This is a genomic window from Microbacterium sp. (assembly GCF_047607465.1).
In the GTDB taxonomy this organism is placed as follows: Bacteria; Actinomycetota; Actinomycetes; order Actinomycetales; family Microbacteriaceae; genus Microbacterium.
The window spans coordinates 31301-54218 of the sequence record NZ_JASGCY010000058.1 but is presented as its reverse complement, the minus strand read 5'-3'; the positions used below and the strand labels follow the sequence as shown (position 1 = coordinate 54218).

The 22918-nt window shown below is 64.7% G+C and carries 24 protein-coding genes; 11 read left to right on the top strand and 13 right to left on the bottom strand.

The features are described from left to right. Positions 1 to 42: 42 nt before the first annotated feature. Positions 43 to 1773 carry an L-aspartate oxidase gene (locus QM568_RS07865; RefSeq protein WP_415137532.1) on the bottom strand — a complete coding sequence of 577 codons (1731 nt, stop codon included), beginning with the start codon at positions 1771 to 1773 and terminating at the stop codon, positions 43 to 45. Positions 1774 to 1844: 71 nt separating this feature from the next. On the opposite strand from QM568_RS07865, the gene QM568_RS07860 reads away from it, so the two are divergent. Further along, positions 1845 to 2771: a LysR family transcriptional regulator gene (locus QM568_RS07860; RefSeq protein WP_415137530.1), complete on the top strand. Its 927-nt coding sequence runs from the start codon at positions 1845 to 1847 to the stop codon at positions 2769 to 2771. A 199-nt stretch (positions 2772 to 2970) separates the two neighbouring features. Then, the gene (locus QM568_RS07855) at positions 2971 to 3264 is read left to right on the top strand and encodes a hypothetical protein (RefSeq protein WP_415137528.1); all 294 of its coding nucleotides are present in this window, start codon (positions 2971 to 2973) and stop codon (positions 3262 to 3264) included. 40 nt (positions 3265 to 3304) lie between these two features. Here QM568_RS07855 and QM568_RS07850 read toward each other — a convergent pair whose 3' ends face one another. Next, positions 3305 to 4228, bottom strand: a complete 924-nt coding sequence (locus QM568_RS07850) for an NAD-dependent epimerase/dehydratase family protein (protein ID WP_415137526.1) — start codon at positions 4226 to 4228, stop codon at positions 3305 to 3307. A gap of 76 nt (positions 4229 to 4304) precedes the next feature. Here QM568_RS07850 and QM568_RS07845 point away from each other — a divergent pair, with 76 nt between their 5' ends. Further along, positions 4305 to 4901: a TetR/AcrR family transcriptional regulator gene (locus QM568_RS07845; protein WP_415137524.1), complete on the top strand. Its 597-nt coding sequence runs from the start codon at positions 4305 to 4307 to the stop codon at positions 4899 to 4901. Then, the gene (locus QM568_RS07840) at positions 4898 to 5581 is read left to right on the top strand and encodes a type 1 glutamine amidotransferase domain-containing protein (protein ID WP_415137522.1); all 684 of its coding nucleotides are present in this window, start codon (positions 4898 to 4900) and stop codon (positions 5579 to 5581) included. Before QM568_RS07845 ends, QM568_RS07840 begins: the two co-directional genes overlap by 4 nt. 47 nt (positions 5582 to 5628) lie before the next feature. On the opposite strand, the gene QM568_RS07835 is transcribed toward QM568_RS07840, so the two are convergent. Genes QM568_RS07835 through QM568_RS07825 form a run of 3 tightly spaced genes read right to left on the bottom strand, consistent with a single transcriptional unit; the run spans position 5629 to position 7912 of the window. Further along, the gene (locus QM568_RS07835; protein WP_415137520.1) at positions 5629 to 7101 is read right to left on the bottom strand and encodes a ThiF family adenylyltransferase; all 1473 of its coding nucleotides are present in this window, start codon (positions 7099 to 7101) and stop codon (positions 5629 to 5631) included. Continuing rightward, positions 7098 to 7463 carry a hypothetical protein gene (locus QM568_RS07830; RefSeq protein WP_415137518.1) on the bottom strand — a complete coding sequence of 122 codons (366 nt, stop codon included), beginning with the start codon at positions 7461 to 7463 and terminating at the stop codon, positions 7098 to 7100. Before QM568_RS07830 ends, QM568_RS07835 begins: the two co-directional genes overlap by 4 nt. Then, positions 7463 to 7912, bottom strand: a complete 450-nt coding sequence (locus QM568_RS07825; RefSeq protein WP_415137516.1) for a hypothetical protein — start codon at positions 7910 to 7912, stop codon at positions 7463 to 7465. The genes QM568_RS07830 and QM568_RS07825 overlap by 1 nt, the downstream gene beginning before the upstream one ends. A gap of 159 nt (positions 7913 to 8071) precedes the next feature. Between QM568_RS07825 and QM568_RS07820 the strand changes: the two genes are divergently transcribed. Beyond that, the gene (locus QM568_RS07820) at positions 8072 to 8581 is read left to right on the top strand and encodes a helix-turn-helix domain-containing protein (RefSeq protein WP_415137514.1); all 510 of its coding nucleotides are present in this window, start codon (positions 8072 to 8074) and stop codon (positions 8579 to 8581) included. 116 nt (positions 8582 to 8697) lie between these two features. Further along, entirely contained in the window at positions 8698 to 9138 is a 441-nt protein-coding gene (locus QM568_RS07815; RefSeq protein ID WP_415137512.1) for an ImmA/IrrE family metallo-endopeptidase, read from the top strand. Positions 9139 to 9165: 27 nt separating this feature from the next. On the opposite strand, the gene QM568_RS07810 is transcribed toward QM568_RS07815, so the two are convergent. The 4 genes from QM568_RS07810 to QM568_RS07795 are packed head-to-tail and all read right to left on the bottom strand — an operon-like array spanning position 9166 to position 15681. Next, a complete protein-coding gene (locus tag QM568_RS07810; RefSeq protein WP_415137510.1) occupies positions 9166 to 9372 on the bottom strand; it encodes a helix-turn-helix domain-containing protein in 207 nt (68 codons plus the stop codon). Next, the gene (locus QM568_RS07805; RefSeq protein WP_415137508.1) at positions 9369 to 12485 is read right to left on the bottom strand and encodes a type I restriction endonuclease subunit R; all 3117 of its coding nucleotides are present in this window, start codon (positions 12483 to 12485) and stop codon (positions 9369 to 9371) included. The genes QM568_RS07810 and QM568_RS07805 overlap by 4 nt, the downstream gene beginning before the upstream one ends. Further along, entirely contained in the window at positions 12485 to 13678 is a 1194-nt protein-coding gene (locus QM568_RS07800; RefSeq protein WP_415137506.1) for a hypothetical protein, read from the bottom strand. Before QM568_RS07800 ends, QM568_RS07805 begins: the two co-directional genes overlap by 1 nt. A gap of 29 nt (positions 13679 to 13707) precedes the next feature. Next, positions 13708 to 15681 carry a type I restriction-modification system subunit M gene (locus QM568_RS07795; protein ID WP_415137504.1) on the bottom strand — a complete coding sequence of 658 codons (1974 nt, stop codon included), beginning with the start codon at positions 15679 to 15681 and terminating at the stop codon, positions 13708 to 13710. 242 nt (positions 15682 to 15923) lie between these two features. Here QM568_RS07795 and QM568_RS07790 point away from each other — a divergent pair, with 242 nt between their 5' ends. The 3 genes from QM568_RS07790 to QM568_RS07780 are packed head-to-tail and all read left to right on the top strand — an operon-like array spanning position 15924 to position 18420. Further along, entirely contained in the window at positions 15924 to 17225 is a 1302-nt protein-coding gene (locus QM568_RS07790; RefSeq protein ID WP_415137502.1) for a hypothetical protein, read from the top strand. Between the two features lie 7 nt (positions 17226 to 17232). Next, positions 17233 to 18045 (top strand): GIY-YIG nuclease family protein, encoded by an 813-nt coding sequence (locus QM568_RS07785; protein WP_415137500.1) that lies wholly within the window; start codon positions 17233 to 17235, stop codon positions 18043 to 18045. Between the two features lie 24 nt (positions 18046 to 18069). Next, positions 18070 to 18420 (top strand): hypothetical protein, encoded by a 351-nt coding sequence (locus QM568_RS07780; protein WP_415137498.1) that lies wholly within the window; start codon positions 18070 to 18072, stop codon positions 18418 to 18420. Between the two features lie 319 nt (positions 18421 to 18739). On the opposite strand, the gene QM568_RS07775 is transcribed toward QM568_RS07780, so the two are convergent. Together QM568_RS07775 and QM568_RS07770 are read right to left on the bottom strand one after the other, a co-directional pair. After that, positions 18740 to 19279, bottom strand: a complete 540-nt coding sequence (locus QM568_RS07775; RefSeq protein WP_415137496.1) for a DUF3846 domain-containing protein — start codon at positions 19277 to 19279, stop codon at positions 18740 to 18742. After that, positions 19273 to 19809 carry a DUF3846 domain-containing protein gene (locus QM568_RS07770; RefSeq protein WP_415137494.1) on the bottom strand — a complete coding sequence of 179 codons (537 nt, stop codon included), beginning with the start codon at positions 19807 to 19809 and terminating at the stop codon, positions 19273 to 19275. Before QM568_RS07770 ends, QM568_RS07775 begins: the two co-directional genes overlap by 7 nt. Positions 19810 to 19935: 126 nt before the next feature. Between QM568_RS07770 and QM568_RS07765 the strand changes: the two genes are divergently transcribed. Further along, entirely contained in the window at positions 19936 to 20568 is a 633-nt protein-coding gene (locus tag QM568_RS07765; protein ID WP_415137492.1) for a hypothetical protein, read from the top strand. A gap of 182 nt (positions 20569 to 20750) precedes the next feature. Here QM568_RS07765 and QM568_RS07760 read toward each other — a convergent pair whose 3' ends face one another. Further along, positions 20751 to 21074, bottom strand: a complete 324-nt coding sequence (locus QM568_RS07760) for a hypothetical protein (RefSeq protein WP_415137490.1) — start codon at positions 21072 to 21074, stop codon at positions 20751 to 20753. Between the two features lie 160 nt (positions 21075 to 21234). Then, a complete protein-coding gene (locus QM568_RS07755; RefSeq protein ID WP_415137488.1) occupies positions 21235 to 21414 on the bottom strand; it encodes a hypothetical protein in 180 nt (59 codons plus the stop codon). A 170-nt stretch (positions 21415 to 21584) separates the two neighbouring features. On the opposite strand from QM568_RS07755, the gene QM568_RS07750 reads away from it, so the two are divergent. Continuing rightward, on the top strand, positions 21585 to 22751 hold the full coding sequence (locus QM568_RS07750; RefSeq protein ID WP_415137486.1) for a LamG-like jellyroll fold domain-containing protein: 1167 nt from the start codon (positions 21585 to 21587) through the stop codon (positions 22749 to 22751). Positions 22752 to 22918 lie beyond the last annotated feature (167 nt).

The window sequence follows — 22918 nt, the reverse complement described above, 5'->3', positions numbered from 1 at the left end:
TCCAGGGTACGCCCGGCCGCGGGGGCGGATGCCGCGCGACGGCTACTCGACGAGCTTGCCTGCCGTGTCGACCTCGCGCATGAGCTCGGCGATCTCGTCGGGGATCGGCGGGATCGCCTCGCGGGTCACCCCGTCGCGCGGCGACCAGACGAGGTTCACCTGCAGCGTCGGATCGGTGTCGGGGTAGTCGCTGCGGTTGTGGCATCCGCGCGTCTCCCGGCGCTCGAGCGCCGCCTCCATCGTCGCCCTCGCCGCCAGCGCCGATGCCTTGAGGTCGAAGGCGTGCGCGAGGTCTTGGAAACCGGCGATGTCGGGGTGGATGCCGATGTCGGCCATCCGCCCCTCGATGAGGTCGAGCTCGACGAGCCCCGCGCGCAGTCCCTCCTCGGAACGCACCACCCCGGCGTGCGCGGTCATCGTGTCGCGGATCGCGCGCTGCAGCGCCCGCACGTTCTCGGTGCCATCGGCGGCCAGCAGGTCGTCGATCTCGGCGCGGGCCGCGCCGACGGCATCCGCCGACCGCCGCTGCGCGTCGAGACCCGCCGCATGCGCCATCGCGGCCTGTCCGACGATGCGTCCATAGACGAGCAGCTCGATGAGCGAGTTGCCGCCGAGGCGGTTCGCACCGTGCAGCCCGCTCGATGCCTCGCCGATCGCGTAGAGGCCCTCGACGTCGGTCTGATGGTCCTCCGGACGCACCCAGACGCCGCCCATCGAGTAGTGCGCCGTCGGGGCGATCTCGATCGGCGTCGTCGTGATGTCGAGCATCTGCAGCTCCATCATCGTCTGGTAGACGCGGGGCAGGCGGGTCATGATCGTCTCGCGCGGCAGGTGCGAGACGTCGAGCCAGACGCCGCCGTTCTCAGTTCCGCGCCCCTCGGCGATCTCGGTGTAGGCGGCGAGCGCCACCCGGTCGCGGGTCGACAGCTCCATCCGCTCCGGGTCGTACTTCGCCATGAACCGCTCGCCGAGGGCATTGGTGAGGATGCCGCCCTCGCCGCGTGCGGCTTCGGAGATGAGGGTGCCCGCCGCGTTCTCGGGTTCCAGGATGCCGGACGGGTGGAACTGCACGAGCTCGGGGTCGCGCAGGCGCGCTCCGGCGTCGACGGCGAGCCGGAAGGAGTCGCCGGTGTTCTCGTCGCGGCGCGAGGAGGTGCGCCGCCAGATGCGGTTATGGCCCCCTGCGGCGAGGATCACGGCGTCGGCGTGGATGAGATAGCGGGTGCCGTCTGCCTGGTCGAAGCCGTAGGCGCCGAACACGACGCCGTCGCGCACGAGCAGGCGGGTGATGTAGACGCCGTCGAGGATCGGCACGTCGAGCTGCTCGGCGCGCCGCACGAGGGTGCGCTGGATCTCCAGCCCCGTGTAGTCGCCGGCGAAGGCCGTGCGCCGGTAGGTGTGCGCGCCGAAGAACCGCTGCGAGATGCGCCCGTCGTCCTCGCGGGCGAAGTCCATCCCCCATCGCTCGAGGTCGCCGATGCCGCGCTCGGCACCGCGGGTGACGATCTCGACCGTGTGCGGGTTGGCGAGCAGGTAGCTCTCCTTGATGGTGTCGGCCGCATGCTGCTGCCAGCTGTCCTCGGCGTCCATGGTGGCGAGGGCGGCGTTGATGCCGCCCGCGGCGAGGGCGGTGTGCGCGTCGTGGCGGGGGCGCTTGCCGACGGCGACGACGTCGACCCCGTGCTCGGCGACCTCGATCGCTGCACGAAGGCCCGATCCTCCGGTTCCGATGACGAGGACGGTGGTGGAGAACTGACGTTCGCGTGTACTCATGCCTTCGACGCTAGTTAGGGTCACCTTATGTCGCCAATGCATAGTTCGAGTGATCACGATAGACTCCGGGCATGAATCTGGAGCAGCTCCGCAGTTTCGTCGAGGTGGCACGGCTCGGGCATTTCACACGAGCATCCGAGAGTCTGCACCTCACTCAGCCGTCCCTGAGCCGGCAGATCGCCACCCTCGAAAGGGATCTCGGCGCTGAGCTGTTCCACCGGGCGCGCGGCAACATCTCCCTCACCGCCGCCGGCGAGACCCTGCTCCCCCGAGCGCAGCGGATGCTGGCGGAGGCCGACACGATCCGCGAGGAGATGGGGGAGCTGGCTGGCCTGCGCCGGGGTCGCGTGCGCTTCGGCGCACCGCCCACCCTCATCGGCCTGGTGGCGGAGGCTGTGAGCTCCTTCCACCGCGCCCACCCCGAGGTCGAGCTGCATCTCACCGAGAGCGGCTCCCGCCTGCTCGTCGAGCAGCTCGCCGTCGGCGGCGTCGACATCGCCCTCATCACCGAGTCGGCCTCGCAGCCCAGGCCCGGCATCAGCCTGACCCGCACGGCGCTGCTCTCCGAGGAGCTCGTGGTCGTGTCATCCACCTCCCAGGCGCCCCTGACCGCCGCCGAGGTGATCTCCCTCGAGGAGCTCGCCGCCCTTCCTCTCATCGCCTTCGACGAGAGCTACTCGCTGCGCGCGACCACGGACGCCGCCTTGCGCTCGGCGAACCTGACCCCGAGCACGGTGCTGGAAGGAGCCGAGATGGATGCCGTGCTGCGCTTCGCCGAGCGCGGCATCGGCGTCGCCGTCGTACCCGCCATGGTGCTGCTGGACCGCCCGGCCCTGCGCTCGGTGCGCCTCGAGCACCCGTGGATGACCCGCACGATCAGCCTCGCACACCGCTCGGACGTCACCCCGGCCATCGCGGTCGCGGCCATGCGGCGCGCCATCATCACGACGGCCGCCGAGGTCGCGCGGCGCGACCCGGCGATCACGAGCCTGCTCTGAACCGACGGCGGGTGAGAATGAGAAAACCCCCGGCTCCGAGGAACCGGGGGCACTGTCTCAACACAGTGTGCGCCTACTGGGACGCTACTTGAATTCGTCCCCAGAGGTAGCAAGGCTGCGCGACCTCTGCAGGCGTGCAGCTGAGGAACGAGTCGAGCGAGCCTACTCGCCGCCAAACCGTGCTGTTCCGCGCCTTAATATGAGCCAAAACGAGCAGATCGTCAAGCTCTACAAGGGCGGTATGAAGCCTGTGGATATCGCCCGTGAAGTCGGCACCACCGAATGGACGATCCATCACCGCCTGAACCGTCTCGGTGTGGAGAGGCGACCGCGCGGCCTTTCCCCGGCGCAGATCGAGGAGGCGGCACGGCTCTACGAGGCCGGAGAGTCGCTACGTCAGCTCTCACTGAGGCTCGGGTTCAACGACAAGACGATCAAGAAGGCGCTCATCGAGGCCGGAGTCGGGATGAGGAACTCCGGCCGGAGAGACTGACCCCAATCGCCGGCTCACCCACTGGGACGACGATGCGCCCCTACTGAGACTGGCTGATGGCTCCAAGCCCGTCACGGTAGCTGGTGACAGCGAACTCGGGGAACCGAGAGGCGAACTTGGTGGAGTCGAAGATGTTGTCGTGCCGGTATCGGGGTAGGAGTTCTCTCATCTCGCGCACCAGCGGTGAGACAAGCGCCGTTGCGCTCAAGAGCCACTTCGGCAGCACGGTATAGCCGGGCTCGCGCCCGAACGCAGCGGCCGCCTCGGTGACGAATTCGCGGTAGGTCGGATGCTCCGTCGCGACGGGAAGGTGCCAAGTCTGACCGAAAGCGTCCGGAGTGTTGCCGAGGAGGGCCAGCCCGCGGCTCGCGTCGGGCGTCCAGATGAGAGTGCGGCGCTTGTCATCGCGGACTGGCACGAGCGGCCTCTTGCCGTCTTTGAGTCGTTCGAGAACGAGGGCGTTCGTGAAGCTCTGGGTCCTGCCGGGGCCGTAGAACTCGGGTGCACGGGCGATGAGCATCGGGATGTCCCCACGAGACATCTCCTCCAACACCATTGCCGCCATGGCCGCGCGGACTCTGCCCTTCGGCCCGACGGGCGCGAAGGGCGTGTCCTCGGTCTGCACGCGGTTGTCCTGCGGGTACATATACGTGTTGTCGAAGTAGGCGAACGCCGCACCCGCAGCGCGTGCGGCATCCAGAGCGTTGCGGAGCATCGTCGGGAACTGCGCCTCCCACAGCGCCGTGTTCGCGGGCAGACCCGCGGTGAAGTAGACCACATCGCTGCCCGCGACCGCAGCGGCCGTCTGCGAAGCATCGAGCAGGTCAGCTCGCGCCACCGTGTCAGTCTCGTTCACCTTTCGCGGGTTACGACTTACCAGACGCAGCTCCGTGCTGTGCGCGCCTGTCAGTTCACGCGCGAGTTCCATCGCGATCTGTCCGCCCGCGCCCAAGATCGTCTGCATGGTGCGTTCCTCTCGTTCATGCGCTATGTTAGCACTGCATACATTGCGGCGGTGCTGACAGTGAAAGGGAGGTCTGATGTCGACGACCGAGAAGACGTACCACCACGGTGACCTCCGCGCGGCGCTGCTCGCCGCGGCCATCGAGAGCCTGGAGTCGGGCGAAACGCCTTCGATGCGTGCCGTAGCCCGCCGGGCGGGCGTCTCTCCCGCTGCGCCGTACCGTCATTTCGCCGACCGGGATGCTCTTGACTCAGCGCTCGCGGTGCGGGGCTTCGACGAACTGCACGAAGTTCTGACTGCCGCACTCGCTCACGCTTCCGCCACCGCGTCAGCGCAGGAGACGCTGAGCGCTCTCGCTGTCGCGTACGTACGCTTCGCCTTGCGCCGTCCTGCGCTGTTCCACCTGATGTTTGGCAACGAGTGCGACGATCTGGACAGCGAAAGAGTCCGAGCCTCCGGGCAGCTCCACGACCTATTGGGCGGTGTCGTCGTGCGCCTGTTCCCAACCGCGAACGGAGCCGGTCTGCCGCTGGCGTTGTGGAGTGTGGCGCATGGCCTGGCGTTCCTGCACCTGGACGGCAAGCTCCGCCCCGAACCCACCGACGAGGTCGAAGCGCGCGTCCGCGCCGCCATCGCCGCGATCCTCGCCCTGAACCAAGGAGAAGTGTCATGACCCGCCGCATCCTGCACGTCGTCACCAACGTCGGCCACTACGACGACCCGACCCACCCGACCGGCCTGTGGCTGTCGGAACTCACTCACGCCTGGGAGGTGTTCGCCGAGCACGGGTTTGAGCAGGTCATCGCCAGCCCCGCCGGCGGCCACGTTCCCCTTGAACCGCGTGCGCTGAAGTTCCCCAACTACGACAAGACCGCGAAGGCATGGCACGCTGACCCGGCCAAGATGGCGCTGCTGGAGAACACCAAGCGTCCCGACGAGATCGACTCCGACGAGTTCGACGCGATCTACTTCACCGGCGGCCACGCCGTCATGTACGACTTCCCCGGCAGCGAGGGGCTGCAGCGAATCACCCGCGAGATCTGGGAGCGCGGTGGCATCGTCTCCTCGGTCTGCCACGGCTACTGCGGGCTGCTCAACACGCGCCTCTCCGACGGGACCCTGCTCGTCGAGGGCAAGAAGGTCACCGGGTTCGCCTGGCAGGAGGAAGTGCTCGCGCGTGTGGACAAGCTCGTCCCCTACAACGCCGAAGAAGAGATGAAGAAACGCGGCGCGCTCTACGAGAAGGCGAAGCTGCCGTTCGTCTCCTACGCCGTCGTCGACGGCAACCTCGTCACGGGGCAGAACCCAGGATCCGCGAAGGAGACCGCCGAGAAGGTCGCCGCCCTACTCTGAGCCCTCACTAGAGGCTGACGGAGCCTGGTTGGCGGGGGCCGAAGGCCCTATGCAGGCCTCGCGGGGTCGCTACGAAACGCTCGGCGCGCAGAGCCGATCAGCCGGGCCCACCACGAACGCTTCGCGACACCATCCGGCACGGTCACTTCTCGCGTGTCGTCTGCGAGCGCCTGCCGCGCGTCGCCGTGAGCCGTCGCGTTCTCGTATGGGCAGTACGCGCCGCTCTTGACCGGAAGGTGCTCGAGCTGGTGGAGGGCGAGCATGTACCGTAGCGGCGCCGAAACTCCTTGACCTGCGGGAGCGGCAACGAGGCTGACGAACTGCGCGAGCAGCGCGGCGCTGACGGAGGCGGCGAGCGCGGCAACGTTCGGGCTCCCGAGTCCAGGGTCGATCCCGGACTGGCGGATGTATTCGGGGTCATCCAGCAGGCCCGCCCGATCGAGGCTGAGTTCGTTGACCGAGAGCTGTCCGTTGCAGACCATGCAGGGGCGTCCCGGAACGAGTGCATGCGCCCGCCAGGTTCCGCCCCGCATCTCACCGTTCGGGAGCGCGTCGAGTGCGATGCCACCGTCTATGACCGGAATGAGATCCGCGTAGGCGAGGACGTTCAGTACCCCTCGGGGCCAGGGGCGGTCGACGCAGGAGAAGATGATGTCGTAGTCGAGAGCGGCTGCGAGTCCCTGCGGTGTCGTGGCACTGACGTCGTGGACGGCGACCGTGAAGTTGGCAGCGGTCGCAGCCTGCCGAGCGATGCGCGCTGCGACCTCGGTCTTGCGTCGGCCAACGCGAGCGTCCTCGCGGGTGGCGCCGATCATGCGGTCGAGGTTGAGGTCTTCGACGATATCGATGTCCATTACGCCAAGGTGCTCAATGCCCGTAGCGGCAAGGCGCGCCACTACGTCGAGCCCGACGCTGCCGACGCCAATGACGAGCACCCTGAGCCGCGCGATGTTCGCCTGGCGGCGTTCGCCCCAAGCAGCGATCGTGCGGCGCTGGAACGCGGTCCCAACCGGGCGGCGGCGAGCCGCATCGTTCCATGTAACGTTCAGTCGCTCACCGACGACGCGCACGGACTCAGCGAAGGTCGGCGCGGTGCGGTCGTGCCAGATCCGACCCGACCACTCCTGCTCGGCCGTGGCCAGCGTCATTCCCACGAGGGGCATGCCGGTGATCGCCCGCGCAACGCGTTCGTACTCGGACTCGGTGTTGTGATCCGGGCCGCTGAGCCCTTGCCAGCCGTGCGCGCCGGGATGCGAGTGAAGGAGGACAATCCCCTCTCCTCTTGCGCGCGCCTCAGTAGCCGCCCGGACGACGTAGCCTCCAGTGAACTCGGCGTTGCCGTGGACAAACCGCTCCCCCTCTCGGGGCAACACCACGCTACGAAGCAGCGCCGTCCGGCGTTCGGCACCGGTAGACCAGACGTACGTCGCGATGCAGACGTCTTCCTGACCGTCATCTCGGGCGAGGTGGTGGTCGAGCTCCGTGGCCACCTCGGCGGTCATGGCGATGGAGAGGTTCATGCGATCGCGTCCTTGATCACGCCGCGCACGTGAGCGAACCAGTTCACGATGGGCGGGCGGTCGGTGCTCCATGCGCCGATGTCGCGGGAGTGGCGAAGCCAGCCGTCGAGGCACTCGTTGGCGTCGGTGTTCGTCGTCGCGAACCGCACCGTGTTCTCGAAATGGAGCCAGTGCGGCGGGACGGCGGGCCATCCGGCGAGCTCGCTCGTGCTGACGGCGGTGGGAACTTCCGTCCCCGCGAGCGCTCCAGCCACGGCGTACACCGAGTAGACGACGGCCGGGCCCTGAACTTCGGCGTGCATGCCATGCTCGGCGAGGTCTGCGATGAAGGCGGCGACCGGAGCGCTCTGTTCGGCAGCCATCAGGCGACGGGGCTGCTCTGCTTGACGGAGATGAAGGTGTCCCCCTCGCGAAGGTCGAGGACCTTCTCGTCCTTATAGACCTTCGGGTCCTGTCCGGGGCGGACGCGGGCGAGGTCATACTCCGCGGGGTTGAGGCCGGTGAGACGGAGCAGTGCGGCGGCTTCCTGGTCGTCGTCCTTCGTGGTGTAGCTCACGCCGTCGATCGTGAAGGTGATCTTGGTGCGCTGCTTCACCGAGATGAACGCATCGCCCTCGTGAAGGTCGAGCACCTTGCCGTCCCTATACACCTTCGGCTCACCGCCCGGGATGAGGCGGGCGAGGTCGTACATCTTGGGGTCGCGCCCGGCGAGACGGAGCAGACTCGCGGCCTCCTGGTCGTCGTCTCGGGTCGTGTACTCCTTGCCGTCGATCGAGATCTGGAACTTCTTGTGGACGTCGGTGGCGCTCATGGCCGCCTCCAATCTGCCCGCAGTGCGAGCGGTTGCTGTGTCCTCTCATTGTATCAGCAAAGCGGCAGTGTCCATCAAGCGCTACGCGTGTCTGATTCACCGAAGATTCATCCAGCGCTATGCTGAGTACATGCCCTTGACCGATCGAGCACGACGGAAATGAGCAACGAGGCCCTTCCCCAAGCGGCCGCCGGAGAGATCGAACGCCTCGACCTGGCGCGTCTGGGTGCCATGCTGCGCGAGCGCCGAGGATCGCTGTCTCTCCGTCAAGCGGCCGCGGACGCTAACGTGAGCTTCAGCACCTTCTCCCGCGTCGAGAGCGGGTCGCAGCCCGATCTCACGTCGTTCATGTTGCTCTGCGCGTGGCTTGGTGTGCCGCCGAGCGAGTTCTTCGCGCCGATCGCGCCGCGCGAGCAAAGCGGCGTCGATGCTGCGATTTCCCACCTTTCGTCCGACCCTCGGCTGGCGCCAGAAGCCGCGGGGAAGATCGCGGATGTGCTTCGGACGATGTACGACGCGCTCGCTCAGAACGTCGCCGGCCAACCCGTCGTCGCATGTCACCTCCGCGCCGCCAGCGTGCTGCGGCCGGGGGTACCCGAGCGCCTGAACAAGCTGCTGGGCACCATGAACTCGGAGCTCGAGCGGCTGGTGGACTCGGGAAGACTTTGACTCTGAAACACGGGTTCAAGGCGAACGCGGAACGAACGGCCAAGCGCTACCGCCAGGAACTCTCCCTCTCGTCGGCCGATCCGCTCGACCCGCGGGCGCTTGCGGGGCATCTCAACGTGGCGATCGTCGACGCCGCAACACTCGTGCCGATGGCTGAACTCGAGGAGCTGGAGCGCATTCAGGCATACGCCTTCTCCGCCGCGACGTTCGAGGTGCGCGACCGCAAGATCATCGTCGTCAACCCCATCCGGGGACGCGGACGCCAGAACAGTGACATCGCCCACGAGCTGTCGCACATCATCCTCGAACACGACCTGTCTGAGGTCCGAGAGCTTGCCGGCATGCCCTTTCGAACTTGCAAGCCGGACGAGGAGGAGGAGGCGACCGCGCTCGGCGGAACACTCCTGCTTCCGCGCGATCTGCTCGTCTCGGCCGCCCGTCGCGGAGCCAGCGTCGACGCCATTGCCGACCAGTACTCGGTAACCGTGGAGATGGCCCGATTCCGCTACAACACGACAGGCGTGGCCAAACAGGTCGCGTCCGGTCGCTCTCGGTGAGGTCACGCGCGACCGCACCCGGGCACGTTACTTGAGCTGCAGCGTCAGCCCAAGCGCCTGCGCGATCTTGGCGATGGTCGCGGTTGTCACGTCGTTGTTCGCCTCGACCCGCGCGATCGTAGGACGAGAGACCCCGGACTGCTCACCAAGCTCCGCCTGTGACCACCCGCGCTTCTTTCGAGCCTCACGGATCACATCACCGAAGCCGCCACCGTCTTGCCCGGGCTCGCTCACGGCTCGTCGCCTTCAGCATCCGAGCCTGCATCCGGACGGTGCTGGGCGTGCAGGGCATCTGCCGCGATGTCGGAGATCTCGCCGAGGAAGGCGGGATCCGTCATGTAGGTCTGGATCTCCTTCGACTCGTTGACGGTCTTCAGCACAGCGAGCCCCACTGCACCGCTGAAACCTTCTGAGGCCTTCAACTGGGCGACCGTGTTGTTCTTCGCCATGGCAACCGCCTCTTCGTTCGCATCGAGGAAGCCCCAGAACGTCGTGATGAACCCCGACACGCTCTCCGGGCTGACATCGACGCCCTTGGCCTTGAACATCTCGTTGACCTTCTCGATGGCCTCCGTCAGTGGTCCCTTCTGCGGAGCGGCACCGCCCTTGTGCTCGCCGTCGAAGTCCGGCAGACGGATGCCCTTCTCGCTGCCCTCGCTCAGGGAGTGATCTTCGTTGATGGCGGACGGCACGAGCTTGACGCCCGAAAGCTGCACACCTTCGAGGAAGCTGTCGTCGTAGTCGTTGCCGTCGGTGTGGAGGTTGCGGCCGAGGAGGGTGGCGAGAATCGCCCGACGGTGCAACTCCGGATCCTGGTAATCGACGATCTGGCTAAGGAACTGCCAGGCGTTGCGGTAGCCAAGTACGTCGGAACGGAAGGACTCCAGCGAATCCTTCTTGGCCTTGTCCTTGCCGAGCACGGCCTGCCGCCACTGTCCGCTCCAGCGGTGCTTGATCGGTGAGAGTGCCTTGGCAATCGCCTCGCCGCCGGCGTCGGTGAGGAACGCGTCGGCAACAGCATCCATCTCGTCGTGGGTGTAGAACGCGGACGTGTCGAGCCGCTCGCCGAGCGTGATGAGAGCGTTCGGATCGACGTCACCGTCGACGTGGGCGTCCGAATAGTAGAGCTTGAAGTCTTCCTGCACGCTGGCCGGAGTGTTTCGGAAGTCCACCACCATCGGCGCGGTCTTGCCGGGATAGATCCGGTTGAGTCTCGACAGGGTCTGCACGGTCGCCACCCCCGTGAGCTTCTTGTCCACGTACATCGCAACGAGCCGCGGCTCATCGAAGCCGGTCTGGAACTTGTTAGCGACGATGAGCACCCGGTAGATGCCCTCCTCGCGGAACGCCTTCGCGACGTCACTGCGACCGTTCATTGAGATCTCGGTCACGCTCTCGCCGTCGTCGTCGGTCAGGGAGCCCGAGAACGCCACGAGCGTGCGCAGGTCGTCGTATCCCTTCTCAGCGATGTACGCGTCCATCTTCTTCGACCAACTTAGGGCCTCGAATCGCGAACTCGTGACCACCATGGCGCGGGCCTCACCGCCGAGCATGTGCATGACGTTACGTCGGAAGTGCTCGATGACCACGCGTACCTTCTGAGCGATGGCGGTCGGGTGCAGCCTGGCGTACCGGACGATGCTGGAAACAGCCTCTCCGGTGTTGACCTGGATCTCGCTCTCGCTCTCCTGGCCGTCGAGTGTGTCCTTGACGCGCAGGAACATGTCGTAGGTCGAGTAGTTGGTCAGGACGTCGAGGATGAAGCCCTCCTCGATCGCCTGCGCCATCGTGTACGTGTCGAACGCCTCCCAACGCCCTTCACGCTCGGTTCCGAACAAGCGCAGGGTCTTCGCCTTGGGAGTCGCGGTGAGGGCGATAAAGGTGATGTTGCTTGAGGCAGCGATTGCCGAGTCCTTGGCCATCAGCAGGTCGTCCGCGCCGATGTCGTCCTCGTCAGCGTCAAACTCCACGTCGGCGAGCAGCTCCTTAAGCTGACGCGCGGTGGAACCCGACTGCGACGAATGCGCCTCGTCCGCGACCACCGCCCAATGCCTGCCGCGCAGCTCCTGGGTGTCCTCGATGAGCTTCATCACCTCGGGGAAGGTCTGCAGCGTACACGTGATGATGTGGTCGCCCTCAAGGAGCGCCTTCTTCAGTTGCGGCGACTTCGCGCCGGACTTCTCACCGACCGCAACGACGAGCCCCTTGCTTGACTGAACCAGGTTCATGTCGTCTCGGATGTTCTCGTCAAGGACTGTGCGGTCGGTGACGACAATGACCGAGTCGAACGTTGACTTCGAATCGGCGCTCATGTGCCGGATGAGACGGTGACTCAGCCACGCGATCGTCTTCGTCTTGCCCGAGCCCGCGGAGTGCCAGACCAGGTAGCGCTTGCCCGTTCCGTTCGCCTCGATGTCGGCGACTACCCGCTCCACCGCGCGAAGTTGGTGGAAGCGCGGGAACACGAGACGCCCATCCTTGCCACCCGACTTGCTCGGCTCAAAAAGGGCGAAGTCCTTGAGGATGCGCATGAAGGTCGGACGGGCAAGAATCTCGCGCCAGAGGTAGTTGGTCGACGATCCCGTGCTTGACGGCGGGTTGCCCTCGTGGCCGTTGTCGCCCTGGTTGAAGGGCAGGAAGATCGTGTCGCCGCCCTGCAGCTTAGTTGTCATGTAGACGAGGTCGTTCGAGACGGCGAAGTGCACGAGTGCACGGCCCGGTGCGAGCAGTGGACGGTTCTTCCCGGGCTTGCGATCCTCCTTGTACTGGCGGATCGCGTGGTTCACCGTCTGGGTGTTGTCCGTCTTGAGTTCCAGCGTCACGACCGGCAACCCGTTAGCGAGGAGCACAACGTCGATGCTCTCGTTGCTCGTCGTGTCGAATCGCACCTGACGCAGGATCCGGAGCCGCACAGATGCAGCCGCCTCAACGACCTCAGTGAGGTTTGGGTTCGCGGGCGGGAACGCCATCAGCGGGCCGAACTTGGCAGCCGGTCGACCGATCTGCGCGTACGAGAAGCCCTTGCGCAGCACGCCGAGCAGGCCGCCCACCGGGTGCCCGGTCGTCGGATCCATCCGCGTGGCTTTGGCCAGCTCTTTAGTGACGTGGTCGAGAAGCTTGCGCTCGGCATCGGCCTTCTGCCCGTCGACCAGATCACTCGGGACGGCCTTCTCGTACTCGTCCGGATACTGAGTCCCGAGCCAGTGCAAGACATCGGCGGGCACCATCGCAAGACCAACGTCCCAGCCGGTGGGCTTGCCCTCGTCTTCGTACAGCCAGCCGCGCTCGGACAGCTCCGTGCAAAGGTTGCTCTCGAACTCGAGTTCCATCAGCTGAGCGTGGCTCATCAGGCAACTTCCTTCTTGCCGGTCACGACGTCGGTGATGAGCGCAGCGCGACGCTCCAGGAGCAAAGCTTTCAGGTCTGCGACCTTTGTCAGCATGGCGTCCACGCGAGCGGTCGCCTCATCAAGCTCGTCCGCGATCCTCACCTGTTCATCACGAGGCGGCAACGGTACCGGAGTCGCATCGAGGACAGTCTTGGTCACGCGCTGTGCATTGGGACGAACGCCTGTGGCGATAGCAGCGAAGTAATCGATGTACCGCGAGCTACGGAACAGGTGGTGAACGTAACGAGGCTCGAAGCGATCTGATATCCAGAAGGCCTTGTAGTCAGGGCTGATGTAACCCGTGAGCGAGGACACACCGAGGCCCCCGTGGTTCAGCCACATCATGTTTGCCGCGAGCTGGCCCGGGCGCACGACGCGGTACTTCGAGACATCGAGCGACGCCTGCTGGCCCTCGGTTCGCGTGTTCAACTCCACGCCGCGGTACTCGGAAATCGAGAGAAGCGGTCCTGGCGGGTGGTCACCGTTACGCTCGGTGCTCTCGGTGAAGTCGTAGCCGAACTTCGTGCGTCCCCAGTGTTCTGGAATACCAGCCAGCGGAGAATGAACACTGCGTTGGGCACCGTCATGACTCTCGAAGAGCCCGCATACTTGGCGCGTACTTACTATCGCTGCGCGGTAACGGAGGACTTCCGCCAGACCATCGAGCCTGTCGATGATCGCATCGATCTCACCCGTCTCTCGATCAAGGTAGTCGCAAAGGACAGCCTGAACTTCCGCCGATGCGTCAAGAACTCGATAGTCCTGCACGAAGCGTGGGGTGATCCGTCGAAGATTTCCAACTCCTTGCAGGGAGTTCGCACCTTCATCCAGGAACGGCTGGCTCTGGAAGGTGTATCGCAGGAATCTTGGGTCAGCGCCTTCGTTCGCCCTGACAACGTGCACCTCAGTGGAAGCGAGCCCAACACGAGAAGGGATATCCGCGACGATTGTTCGCCCGGCCTCGAACGTCGGCGTGATCTTCGGCACGAGAACGTCTCCGCGCCGAAATTGGACGTAGCTCAGATTAGGTGACCAAGGTAGCGTGCGGCTGTAATCGCATTTGGAGCCGGGCCAGATCGCCTCCAGCGGCATGAAGGCGACACTGTCGCCTTCATCTAGTTGGCTGAATTCAGTGGTTGCTGGATTGACCACTGCGAACTTCCACACTGGTGCGACGGGCCTCACTCTGATCTCACCTGTCGGAACAAGTCGCCCAGTTCGCTCATGAGCTCGTCTACCTCGGAGTCGATCTCCACAAGCGGGCGCGGCTCTTCAGGAACGTAGAAGAGCCTAGTGAACGGGATGTCGGTGCCATACTTGGCCTTGGTTTCGTCCCATTGAGCGCCCGGCGCGTAGGGGAGCACCTCGCGCGCCATGTGCTCGTTCAGGTCTTCACTCAGCGGTACGCGTTCGGTGATCTTCCACCCCGGAACGATCACGGGCTTTCCCTTGCGGTCAACCGCAAACGGCGCGGATTCGTCCTGGACACCCATCGCATTCATAACAGCATCGACCAGACCAACCGGAGCCTTCAGCTCAGCAGACTTCGCAGCCGCAGGGAATGCCTTGGGAAGGTCATTCCAGGCCGTTCCGTCAAGAGCCCGGAGCACGGCGACGTGTGCCTCGACGAAATCTCGCCGTCCGCGCAGTGCCTCAACTATGTCCTCACTAAACCGAGTCGCCAATCGCGCCTGCTTGTAGACCGGGACGTCGCGGAACATGAAGTCCTCCCGCGCCATGACACGAGAGACTGTCGGATCGGCGAGTTCGAACTCCTTGTACGCCTCGAGCAGTCGCGCTCGATGACGCTTGCCCACCTCGCGTCGCTTCTCACCCATGGGCTTGCGGAGCGAGTCCCACTGACCAGACCCGTCAATGAGTTGGATCTTGCCCTCGCGCTCTGTGTCCTTATTTGCGTCGAGGATCCAGATGTACGTCGCGATGCCCGTGCCGTAAAACATGCTCGTTGGTAGCGCGATGATCGCGTCGATGAGGTCTTCCTCGAGGAGCCACTGGCGAATCGCGTTTGGCCCGTTGTCACTGTTGAAGAGGGGCGACTGGTTCGACACGACCGCGGCGCGCCCGCCTTGACCGCCCTTGCTTGCAGGACTCAGCTTCGAAGCGCAGTGAGCCAAAAAGAGCATCTGTCCATCGGAGGTTCCTGGAAGACCGTGGCTAAAGCGCGAGCCATGCACCTTGGCCTGCTCACGTACGGACTGCTCCTCGACCTCCCCGTCGATACCGAACGGAGGATTTGAGAGGACATAGTCGAAGGTCTGCCCCTCGTAGAGGTCCTCGACGAGGGTGTTTCCCTTCTTGATCGCGTCCGGGCGACCGCCCTGAATGAGCAAATCCGCCTTGCCGAGGGCGAACGCGGAGGGCATCAGTTCCTGGCCGTAAAGGGTGACATCGACCTTCTCGTTGGTGCGCTTTAGCGCCTCCTGCGCGATGAGCAGCATGCCGCCAGAGCCTGCGGTCGGGTCGTACACCGAACGCGCAGCATGGTCGGAAGCGATGGTGTCATCGTCGTTGCTGATCAGCACGTCCACCATGAGGCGGATCGCATCACGGGGTGTGTAGAAGTTGCCGGCCGCTTTGCCCTTCTTGTTGAAGGCCCGGTACATGACGTCCTCAAAGACGTCGCCCATACTCGTGTTGCTGAGGCTGCCTGGGCTGAGGTCGAGCGTCGAGAAGTGCTTCACCACGGCATGCAGACGGTTGGCGTCGGCGAGTACCTTCGCGCGCCGGTTGAAGTCGAAGGACACCCAGATGTCAGCGATGTTGTTCGAGAAGCCGTCGATGTAGCTCTTCAGCGATTTGTCGACGTTATCGTCGACCGATGCGATCGTGGCGAGGTCGAGCGGAGAGACGTTGTAGAAGCCCAAGCCGAAACGGTCCTTGACCGCGATGTCGATGAGGTGTTGCGGTAGCGAGCCGAGCGACTGGACGAACTGCGCGACTTCATCCTTGGTGTCGGCGAGCATGCACTCGAGCCGACGAAGCACCGTGAACGGCAGGATGTAGTCGCCGTAGTCCTCCTCGTCGACGATGTTGCGCAGGTACTTGTCTGCCGTATCCCAGACGATCCGCGCCGTCGTGCCCTTGGACGACCCCAGTGCTTCCGCCATACGTGTCCGTCCCTCCTCCGTCGCCATCGTGCTTGTATCAAGAACTTTACAAGGCACGTCGCCCCGGATCGTGAGCCCCGCCGAGGCAGGACAACCAGGGGCATCGAACACTCACCCCGATCCAGTGATGATTGCGCAGGTCACCGACACCGAACGATCGGAGGCCGAGTGGGTCATCCTCGGCGATGAGGGTGCCCCGCAATGAGGCACTGTCAGCACCCTCCGCTACTTTTGCTGAAGGGGCTTCTTCACCCCGGAAGGGGCGAGACGTGAGCGACGAGATCGAACTCATCAGCGACGGCGATGGCCTCGCTGTCATTGGCGAGCCGTCGGCTGTCGAGCGGTATCTCTCGTCCGCGGGCGTTGCCTCGAAGGATCTCCAGCTCCACCGGAAGCTTGGTTCGGCTCTGAACGCAGGCTCCGGTGTCGCGCAGGCCGGGTCGCAGATCGCAGCGAACTCTGGCCGCTGGGTGAAGCTCACGGAGGAGTCCGCGAAGGCGCTCAAGCTCGGCAAGGCGATGAAGGGGTCGTCGGACGGCGTCAGCCGCGCGATCGCGACCACGAGCAAGGGCAAGGTCACGAAGATCTTGGAGTTCATGAAGCCCGGTTCGGTCGGCTCGATGCTCACCAACCCGGCGATGCTCGCGGGCGCAGCGGGGATCATGGCGCAGCTGGCGATGCAGCAGACCATGGAGGAGATCACCGAGTACCTCAAGGTGATCGACGAGAAGGTCGACGACATCCTGCTCGCGCAGAAGAACGCGGAGCTCGCGAAGATGATCGGCGTCGGCATGGTGATCGACGACGCCATGTTCAAACGCGAGCACGTCGGCCGCGTCTCCGAGGTGACCTGGTCGAACCTGCACGGCGCCGCGCAGACCATCGCCACCACGCAGGCCTACGCCCTGCTCCAGCTCGACGCGCTTGCGAAGAAGATGGAGAAGAAGTCCAAGGTCAGGGATCTCTCCAAGCTCTCCGGCACCGCCGAGGAGACCGTCGAAGAGTGGCTGGCAGTGCTGGCGCGGTGTTTCCAGCTCCAAGACGGCTTGGACATTCTCGAGCTCGACCGGGTGCTGGATTCCAGTCCCGATGACGTCGACCGCCACCGCACCGCGCTCAAAGCGGCGCGCGCCAAGCGCCGCGACGACATCTCGAAGAGCACCGCTCGGCTCCTTTCACGCATGGACGCCGCTGCGGTAGGCGCGAACCAGCAGGTGCTCCTTCACCCGCTCAGGGCCGGCCGCGTCGTGCGCTCCGGCAACGAGGTGGCGGATGACGTGCTGGTCTTTCACGAGAAGTTGGGGATCGACGGCAACCGCAGCGCCATCGAGGCGAAGCCCTGGCGTGAGGCAGTCGGCGATGCCCGAGATGACGCCCTGGAGATCACGGAGCGCAGCGCCAAGGCGGTGAGCAGCTTCAGCGTGAAGACGTTCGAGGGCGCGAAAGCAGGCACGGAGAAGCTGGTCGGAGGAGCGTCCGAGCGGTTGCCATGGCGTCGGGGGCACGGCAACTCATCCGCTGCGGCCGAGCCAAACGCGGCCGAAGACCCGAGAGAGGACGTGGCCGGGTGATCTGCACATGACCCTGACTCTCGCCCCGCTTCTGCTCGACGCCGGTATCGACCCGGCGCAGACCCTCGTCATTCGTCACGCCTTCGTGACCGAGCCGGAGGAGAGCGGCCTGACGGGTCTGCATGCGGACTCGACGCACGCCGAGATCCTGGCGTACACGGCGACGCAGTCATCGGACAGCAGGCGGTTCCCCGCCGTGCCACCTCGCCTCTGGGTGGTCTTCATTAAGGAGGGCGGCGACCAGGCGCGGCTGTGGTCCGTGGTGGAGAACCGCGGCGAGACCGCACGCGACGACATCCGCCGGACGTTCGACGTCTCCGAGACGGAGCACATGGCCGACCTTCGCGGGCGGCTGGTCATTGGGTGGAAGTCTCCGCGCACCTGGCGCATGAGCGCCGCCGCAGCGGGAAAGTATCCGGTCGTGGGGATCGCGGACGCGGAACCCATCCCGTTCCCGGGCTTTGACCGCCTCATCCTGAGCCACGCCCAGCTGCAGGCCGTCATGCGCGAGCACCGCTACGCCTCGTGGCGCACGGCGCTCTCTTCCGTGTTCGGGATCTACCTCATCACCGACACGAGAGATGGCCGGCACTACGTTGGCAAGGCGGATGGCGAAGAGAGCATCCGGCAGCGCTGGCACGCCTACGCGACCAACGGGCACGGCGGCAACGTCGAACTGAAGACGCTCGATCCTTCGAGCTTCCGCTTCTCGCTGCTACGGGTTTTTGACCCTGCGACGCCGACCAGGGATATCAACGCGGCAGAGAGCCACTTCAAGGTTGCGCTGGACTCCGTGCGACACGGCCTGAACCGCAACTAAGACGCCGACCCTCGGGAGGTCGGCGTGGCTGTGGAGCACAGGTTAGCCCAGATCCGGGCGATGGATGTCGCGGGCGACGACCAGCACAAGCTCGTCGCCTTCGAGGTGATACTCGCTGCGCCCTACGTCGAGACGGGCCGTGAAGCGGAGCTCGTCCGCGGCTGGGCTGAGGGGGTCGAGGAGGCTGAACTCGTAGCGGTCCCGCAGGCGAGGGGTTACTTCGAGGAGATGAAAGAAGCCGTAGCGGTCGTCCGGGACACGCTTGTGGAGCTTCGCCCGGTAGCCGATCGGTTCGGTAGGCCACTCGGCCCGAGCCTGAATCAGCAGCCCTTCGAGGGCTTCGGCGATTTCAGTGTTTACAGATTGGCGTTGTGAGGGCTCTTTCATACGTTTGTATACATTTTACAATCCGAAGCGGATTGAGTAAAGCGAATTGACTGATGGCAAGAGCCGCGCGTACTCAGGTAGGAGTGGCACGCGGCGGCTTGATCACCAGCATGTCCCGTGTGGCACATGTCAGTAGGTCTGGTGATCAGAAAGGTGCGGAAGTGCGAGGAGAGCGTCAAGCACTCGCGCGTGCGCACAGAGGCGGCTACCGAACCGACGTGAAGAAGGCGGCGACTGCACCGAACCGAGAACTCGTGGTTCTCAAGGTCCGGGCAGTCGCCGCCGTGGTTGTTGGTGCCTGATGCCGTCAGGCGGCGGGTTCGATAGGAGCTGCTCCCCCGACGGGGTCTGCGCCGCGCTCGGGATGGACGGGGACGACGCGGACGTCGTCGACCTCTTCCCAACGCTCCAGCAGGGTCATCGCGTAGATGAGGGCTTCGAAGTAGTCGTCGTGGGTCTCCTGACTCTCGTACCACTGCTCGATGCCCGGCACGTGCGCGTGCACGCGCCAGATTCCGGCTTGGGTGAACATGTCGGCGACGGGCGCCGGGACGTCCGTGCTGTCGCCGTTTCGATCCGGCAGGCCGACGACGAGCGCCGGCCCGACCAACATCGCTTTCTGGCGAGCTTCCGGGACGAAGAGCCACCAGAGGAACATGGCGCGGGCGTTGAGCGGTAAGCCCATCACCAGGCCTTCCTCGTGGACGTAGATCGTCACCCCGAGCTGCGGGATGTCGACCGGTTCGATCCACCCGCCGACCGCGGCCTGGTAGTCCTCCAGCTGGAAGACCTCCAGCTCCGTGATCGGCTCGGACTCGTCGACGGGGATGCGGAGCGCCTTCACCATGCGCGATCACCGCCGTGAAGTGAGCCGCTGTGATGCTCCGGTTCCTCTACGTTGCTGCGGAGGCGGAAGTGGGCACCGGGGCGCAGGCAGTAGGTGAACAGCATGCACCAGGTGGCTGCGTCGAAGACGTTGCCGAATCGGGCGTAGGTGTCGCGCCAGGGACCGGCCCCGAAGGGCTTGGCCTGGAGGACGAACTCCTGCGTCCCGAAGATGTCGCGGATGATCCGCTCCGGCACGTCGCCGGTGTCCTCGTCGCTGCCGTTGCCGGTGAGCACGACGTCGCCGAGGATCATCGGGTACTGCGTCGGGTCGGCCGTGTAGAGCCACCACACCGCCATAGCACGGCGGTTGATCGGCGCGAGGTCGCGTCGGGCTGCCTCGTTGGCGTAGAGCGTGACGCCGAGGGCCGGCATCTCGAGCGGTTCGATCCAGCCGTCCACTGCGGCCTGGAAGTCGCCGACGTCGGCCAGCTCCCGCAGGCGCGGGGGATGCACGGGATCGTGCGGGATGACGATGCTTCGCACCACCATTCCCACCTCCTTACTGTTGTCGCGACCGAGAACCCCTGGTGGGTTCTCTGACAAGTCGCGGGGCAGCAACGAGGAATCAGAGGTACGAATTGACAAGCACGACGGCATAGCTCACAGTGAGCGAGAATGACCGACACATCACGCGAACATCGCCCTCAGCCATCAACACGACGCTTTCCGTCGGCGCTCACGCTGATGCTTGCTTGGGCCGGATGGGTGGCAGGGTGGGCGCTGACGCCCGGGTTACTTGCCGGTGGTGTGGGCGGCTGGTTCTCCGACGATTACGCAACGGTGATCCTCATAGAGTCACTCGTCGCCGTTGTTCTTGCGGTACCTCTCGTGCTGTTGCACAAGCGGTTCAACCGCGTCCTCTTCGCCGGAGACCGCTTGCGCTGGCTCTACGCGCTTCCCGTCGTTGCGGGCATCGCGCTGCCATTTCACTACGGCCTGATTCTGCCGGTCGCGCTGTACATGTTCTGGATGGCTGTGTCCGTGTTCTGGCAGGACTATCTGACGTTCGGGCTGCTCCAGAGTTATGTACGCGAGCGCTTTTCAAGCTGGGCGGCCGTACCGATGGTCGCGGTCACATTCTGGCTGGGACATGTGCTGTTTCTGCCAGAGCGCTTCGGGCTGGCGCACCTCGTGCCGAGCATTGCGATCCTAGTGCTCGGAGTCGTGATGGCGTTGCTTCGTACTCGACCACGATCGATCCACCTGATCCTGTCGCTCCACCTGACGTTCTACTACCTGTTCGCCTGAACAGGCGACAAGCCTCGGCTCGTAGCCGAAGGTGTTCTTGGGCGACTGCCCGGAGGGAGCGCGCGTGGCGCTCGACCTCCGGGACAGCCGCCCCGCTCCCTGTCCCCCAGCAACGAGGGAGGGAGGATTGCGCGCGCCCGAGCTCGACCGACCATGACGCACAGGGCGCCTTAGTCGGGAGCTCAGGCAGACTTGCCGCGCGGCGAGGGAGTCTTCGCTCCCGGCCCGGCGGCGCCGAAGATGGCCTCGATCGCGCTCTGCTTGGTCTGTGCCTCGCGCTCGATCTCGGCCCGTACCGTCTCGGCGCGCTGCAGCACCTTGGGATCGGACTTGGAAGCCTCGATCCAGGACTCCAGGGCCAGACGGATCTCTTCGGTGACGGAGCGGTTGTTCAACTGAGCGATCACGTCCAGCTGAGCACGCAACCCGTCGGTGATGCGAACGGCAAGCGTCCGCAGGGGGCCGAGGGCCGTGGACGGCACCTCGGGCAGTTCATTCTCAGCCATGCTGAGCCTCCTCATCGGAAGCGATGGACGAGGCCTGGGTGGCCTCCTCTACATCGCAGTCCGACGAGGAGTGGACAATTGAGTATGAACGAATGGTTTGAAATGTCAATACCCGTTGTCTATTCCACAACGGTTAGTCTCGTTCAGCGGGGTTCCGTGGTCACGAGTCCTTCAGCACGGCCGCTACTTGCGTGACAATTTTCCCGATCATGGCGTCGACCTGTTTGAGCGCCCGGCGCCACAGGCTGATCTCGCTCTTGCTGGCACCGAAAGCGGTCGCCATGCGCACGGTGACCGTGCGCATCATCTCGATCAGGACATGCCGCACCACGCGGCGCACGAGTCCTCTCATCGACGAGGCCCGCAACCGGCCAAGAGGCGCGCCCAAGCACCTCGATGCAGCCGTGCGTTGCGGGACGGGCACGCCGCATTGGTGGAGTCGTAATTTTCTCGCTGAGTGGCGTCCTCCTGTCGGATGACGTAGCGTTCCCTGCGGGTTTCGCGCTGGGGATGTCCACGCTGTACGTTGTGGTTTCGTCAACACCTACCCCAGTTGCCTGCGCTGAAGCGCGTACGCTGCTGTTGACTGCTTTGCGCTTGTGGTTCATAGTCAGGCGCAGCTATGGCACGAAAGCATCACGTACCACTCCGAACTACCGCTGTCGGCCGCTCCGCGACGTAGGCCTCGAGCGTTCTCGTTCTTCAACGGTTCCTATCGATGACGCTCGAATCCTGCGCCGCGGTTTCACCGTCGTCGAGCTTCTGATCGTCATCGTGGTAATCGCGATACTTGCGACAATCACGGCCGTGTCCTACAGGGGCATCACGGCCCGCGCGACCGAGACCGCGATCAAGAGTGATCTGCAGACTCTCGCAACACAGCTCGAACTCGACGCCGCAGAGAACGGCGAGTATCCAGCGTCGGCTTCGGTCGCGAACGGAGGCAAGGGGCTCGTCGTCGGCGGTGGTCGAACCTTCACGTATTCACTCGTCGGCGAGGGGTACTGCCTTAGCGTGACCGCAGGATCGGTTACCTACTACTACAGTTCCAGCGTCCGGCAGATCACGTCCACCAGCTGCGGGGGAACGGACCCAGCACCGATTGCTGAGTGGAAGTTCAACGAAGGATCCGGCACAACAGCCGGCGACTCGTCCGGGAACGGCTACACGCTCACTGCCTCGGGCAGCGGGCTCTGGACCGCCTCTGGGCACAGCGGTGCAGGGATGTCAAATGCGTGCACGGGGTATTTCTACCGCAATGGGTTAGGCGCTGAGAACCTAAGCACCTGGACGGTGGCGTTCTGGTACAAAAGAACCGGAACATCGACCAGCTACGCAAATATCATCTGGGACACCAACCAGTATTGGATCGAAGTCAACAGCAGCGGCAATCTCGGTTTCGGGTCCGGAGAGTACAGCTATCCCATCGCGATGCCGTTGAACGCATGGCACTTCATTGCCCTCGTCGCCGATTCTGCGTCGAGCAAACTCACCTACTACTACGACGGCAACGTTGTAAAGACCGACACGATCACGATCAATGCTGCGCTCAAACGCTCGAACACCTGGTGGTTCGGCAAAGGGGAGGACGATTGCATGCGAGGTTATCTCGATGACGTCAGGATCTACAGTAGCGCCCTGACCCAAGAGCAGGTTCAATCCGTCATGAGTAAGTAACCCAGACTAGCGTTGCCAGAAACGTATTAAAATGGGATGCGCTCACGTCGGCTCGTTTCGCCTCTCAACGCCCCAATTCGCGAACTCTCGGCTTTGTCATCACGACGCTCGCACTTCATGAAGAAGAGCCGGCGGTGCATTCGGTGGGCAACGGGTTCTGTGTATAC

What these genes read in the sequence shown, in the direction of transcription:
- QM568_RS07855 (WP_415137528.1), top strand. Translation starts at nt 2,971, where the DNA reads ATGAGCCAAAACGAGCAGATCGTCAAGCTCTACAAGGGCGGTATGAAG.
- QM568_RS07795 (WP_415137504.1), bottom strand. Translation starts at nt 15,681, where the DNA reads ATGGCGACGGAGGAGGGACGGACACGTATGGCGGAAGCACTGGGGTCG.
- QM568_RS07835 (WP_415137520.1), bottom strand. Translation starts at nt 7,101, where the DNA reads ATGAACCTCTCCATCGCCATGACCGCCGAGGTGGCCACGGAGCTCGAC.
- QM568_RS07850 (WP_415137526.1), bottom strand. Translation starts at nt 4,228, where the DNA reads ATGCAGACGATCTTGGGCGCGGGCGGACAGATCGCGATGGAACTCGCG.
- QM568_RS07830 (WP_415137518.1), bottom strand. Translation starts at nt 7,463, where the DNA reads ATGGCTGCCGAACAGAGCGCTCCGGTCGCCGCCTTCATCGCAGACCTC.
- QM568_RS07770 (WP_415137494.1), bottom strand. Translation starts at nt 19,809, where the DNA reads ATGGTGGTGCGAAGCATCGTCATCCCGCACGATCCCGTGCATCCCCCG.
- QM568_RS07825 (WP_415137516.1), bottom strand. Translation starts at nt 7,912, where the DNA reads ATGAGCGCCACCGACGTCCACAAGAAGTTCCAGATCTCGATCGACGGC.
- QM568_RS07805 (WP_415137508.1), bottom strand. Translation starts at nt 12,485, where the DNA reads ATGAGCCACGCTCAGCTGATGGAACTCGAGTTCGAGAGCAACCTTTGC.
- QM568_RS07760 (WP_415137490.1), bottom strand. Translation starts at nt 21,074, where the DNA reads ATGGCTGAGAATGAACTGCCCGAGGTGCCGTCCACGGCCCTCGGCCCC.
- QM568_RS07765 (WP_415137492.1), top strand. Translation starts at nt 19,936, where the DNA reads ATGACCGACACATCACGCGAACATCGCCCTCAGCCATCAACACGACGC.
- QM568_RS07860 (WP_415137530.1), top strand. Translation starts at nt 1,845, where the DNA reads ATGAATCTGGAGCAGCTCCGCAGTTTCGTCGAGGTGGCACGGCTCGGG.
- QM568_RS07750 (WP_415137486.1), top strand. Translation starts at nt 21,585, where the DNA reads ATGTCCACGCTGTACGTTGTGGTTTCGTCAACACCTACCCCAGTTGCC.
- QM568_RS07785 (WP_415137500.1), top strand. Translation starts at nt 17,233, where the DNA reads ATGACCCTGACTCTCGCCCCGCTTCTGCTCGACGCCGGTATCGACCCG.
- QM568_RS07840 (WP_415137522.1), top strand. Translation starts at nt 4,898, where the DNA reads ATGACCCGCCGCATCCTGCACGTCGTCACCAACGTCGGCCACTACGAC.
- QM568_RS07845 (WP_415137524.1), top strand. Translation starts at nt 4,305, where the DNA reads ATGTCGACGACCGAGAAGACGTACCACCACGGTGACCTCCGCGCGGCG.
- QM568_RS07820 (WP_415137514.1), top strand. Translation starts at nt 8,072, where the DNA reads ATGAGCAACGAGGCCCTTCCCCAAGCGGCCGCCGGAGAGATCGAACGC.
- QM568_RS07865 (WP_415137532.1), bottom strand. Translation starts at nt 1,773, where the DNA reads ATGAGTACACGCGAACGTCAGTTCTCCACCACCGTCCTCGTCATCGGA.
- QM568_RS07775 (WP_415137496.1), bottom strand. Translation starts at nt 19,279, where the DNA reads ATGGTGAAGGCGCTCCGCATCCCCGTCGACGAGTCCGAGCCGATCACG.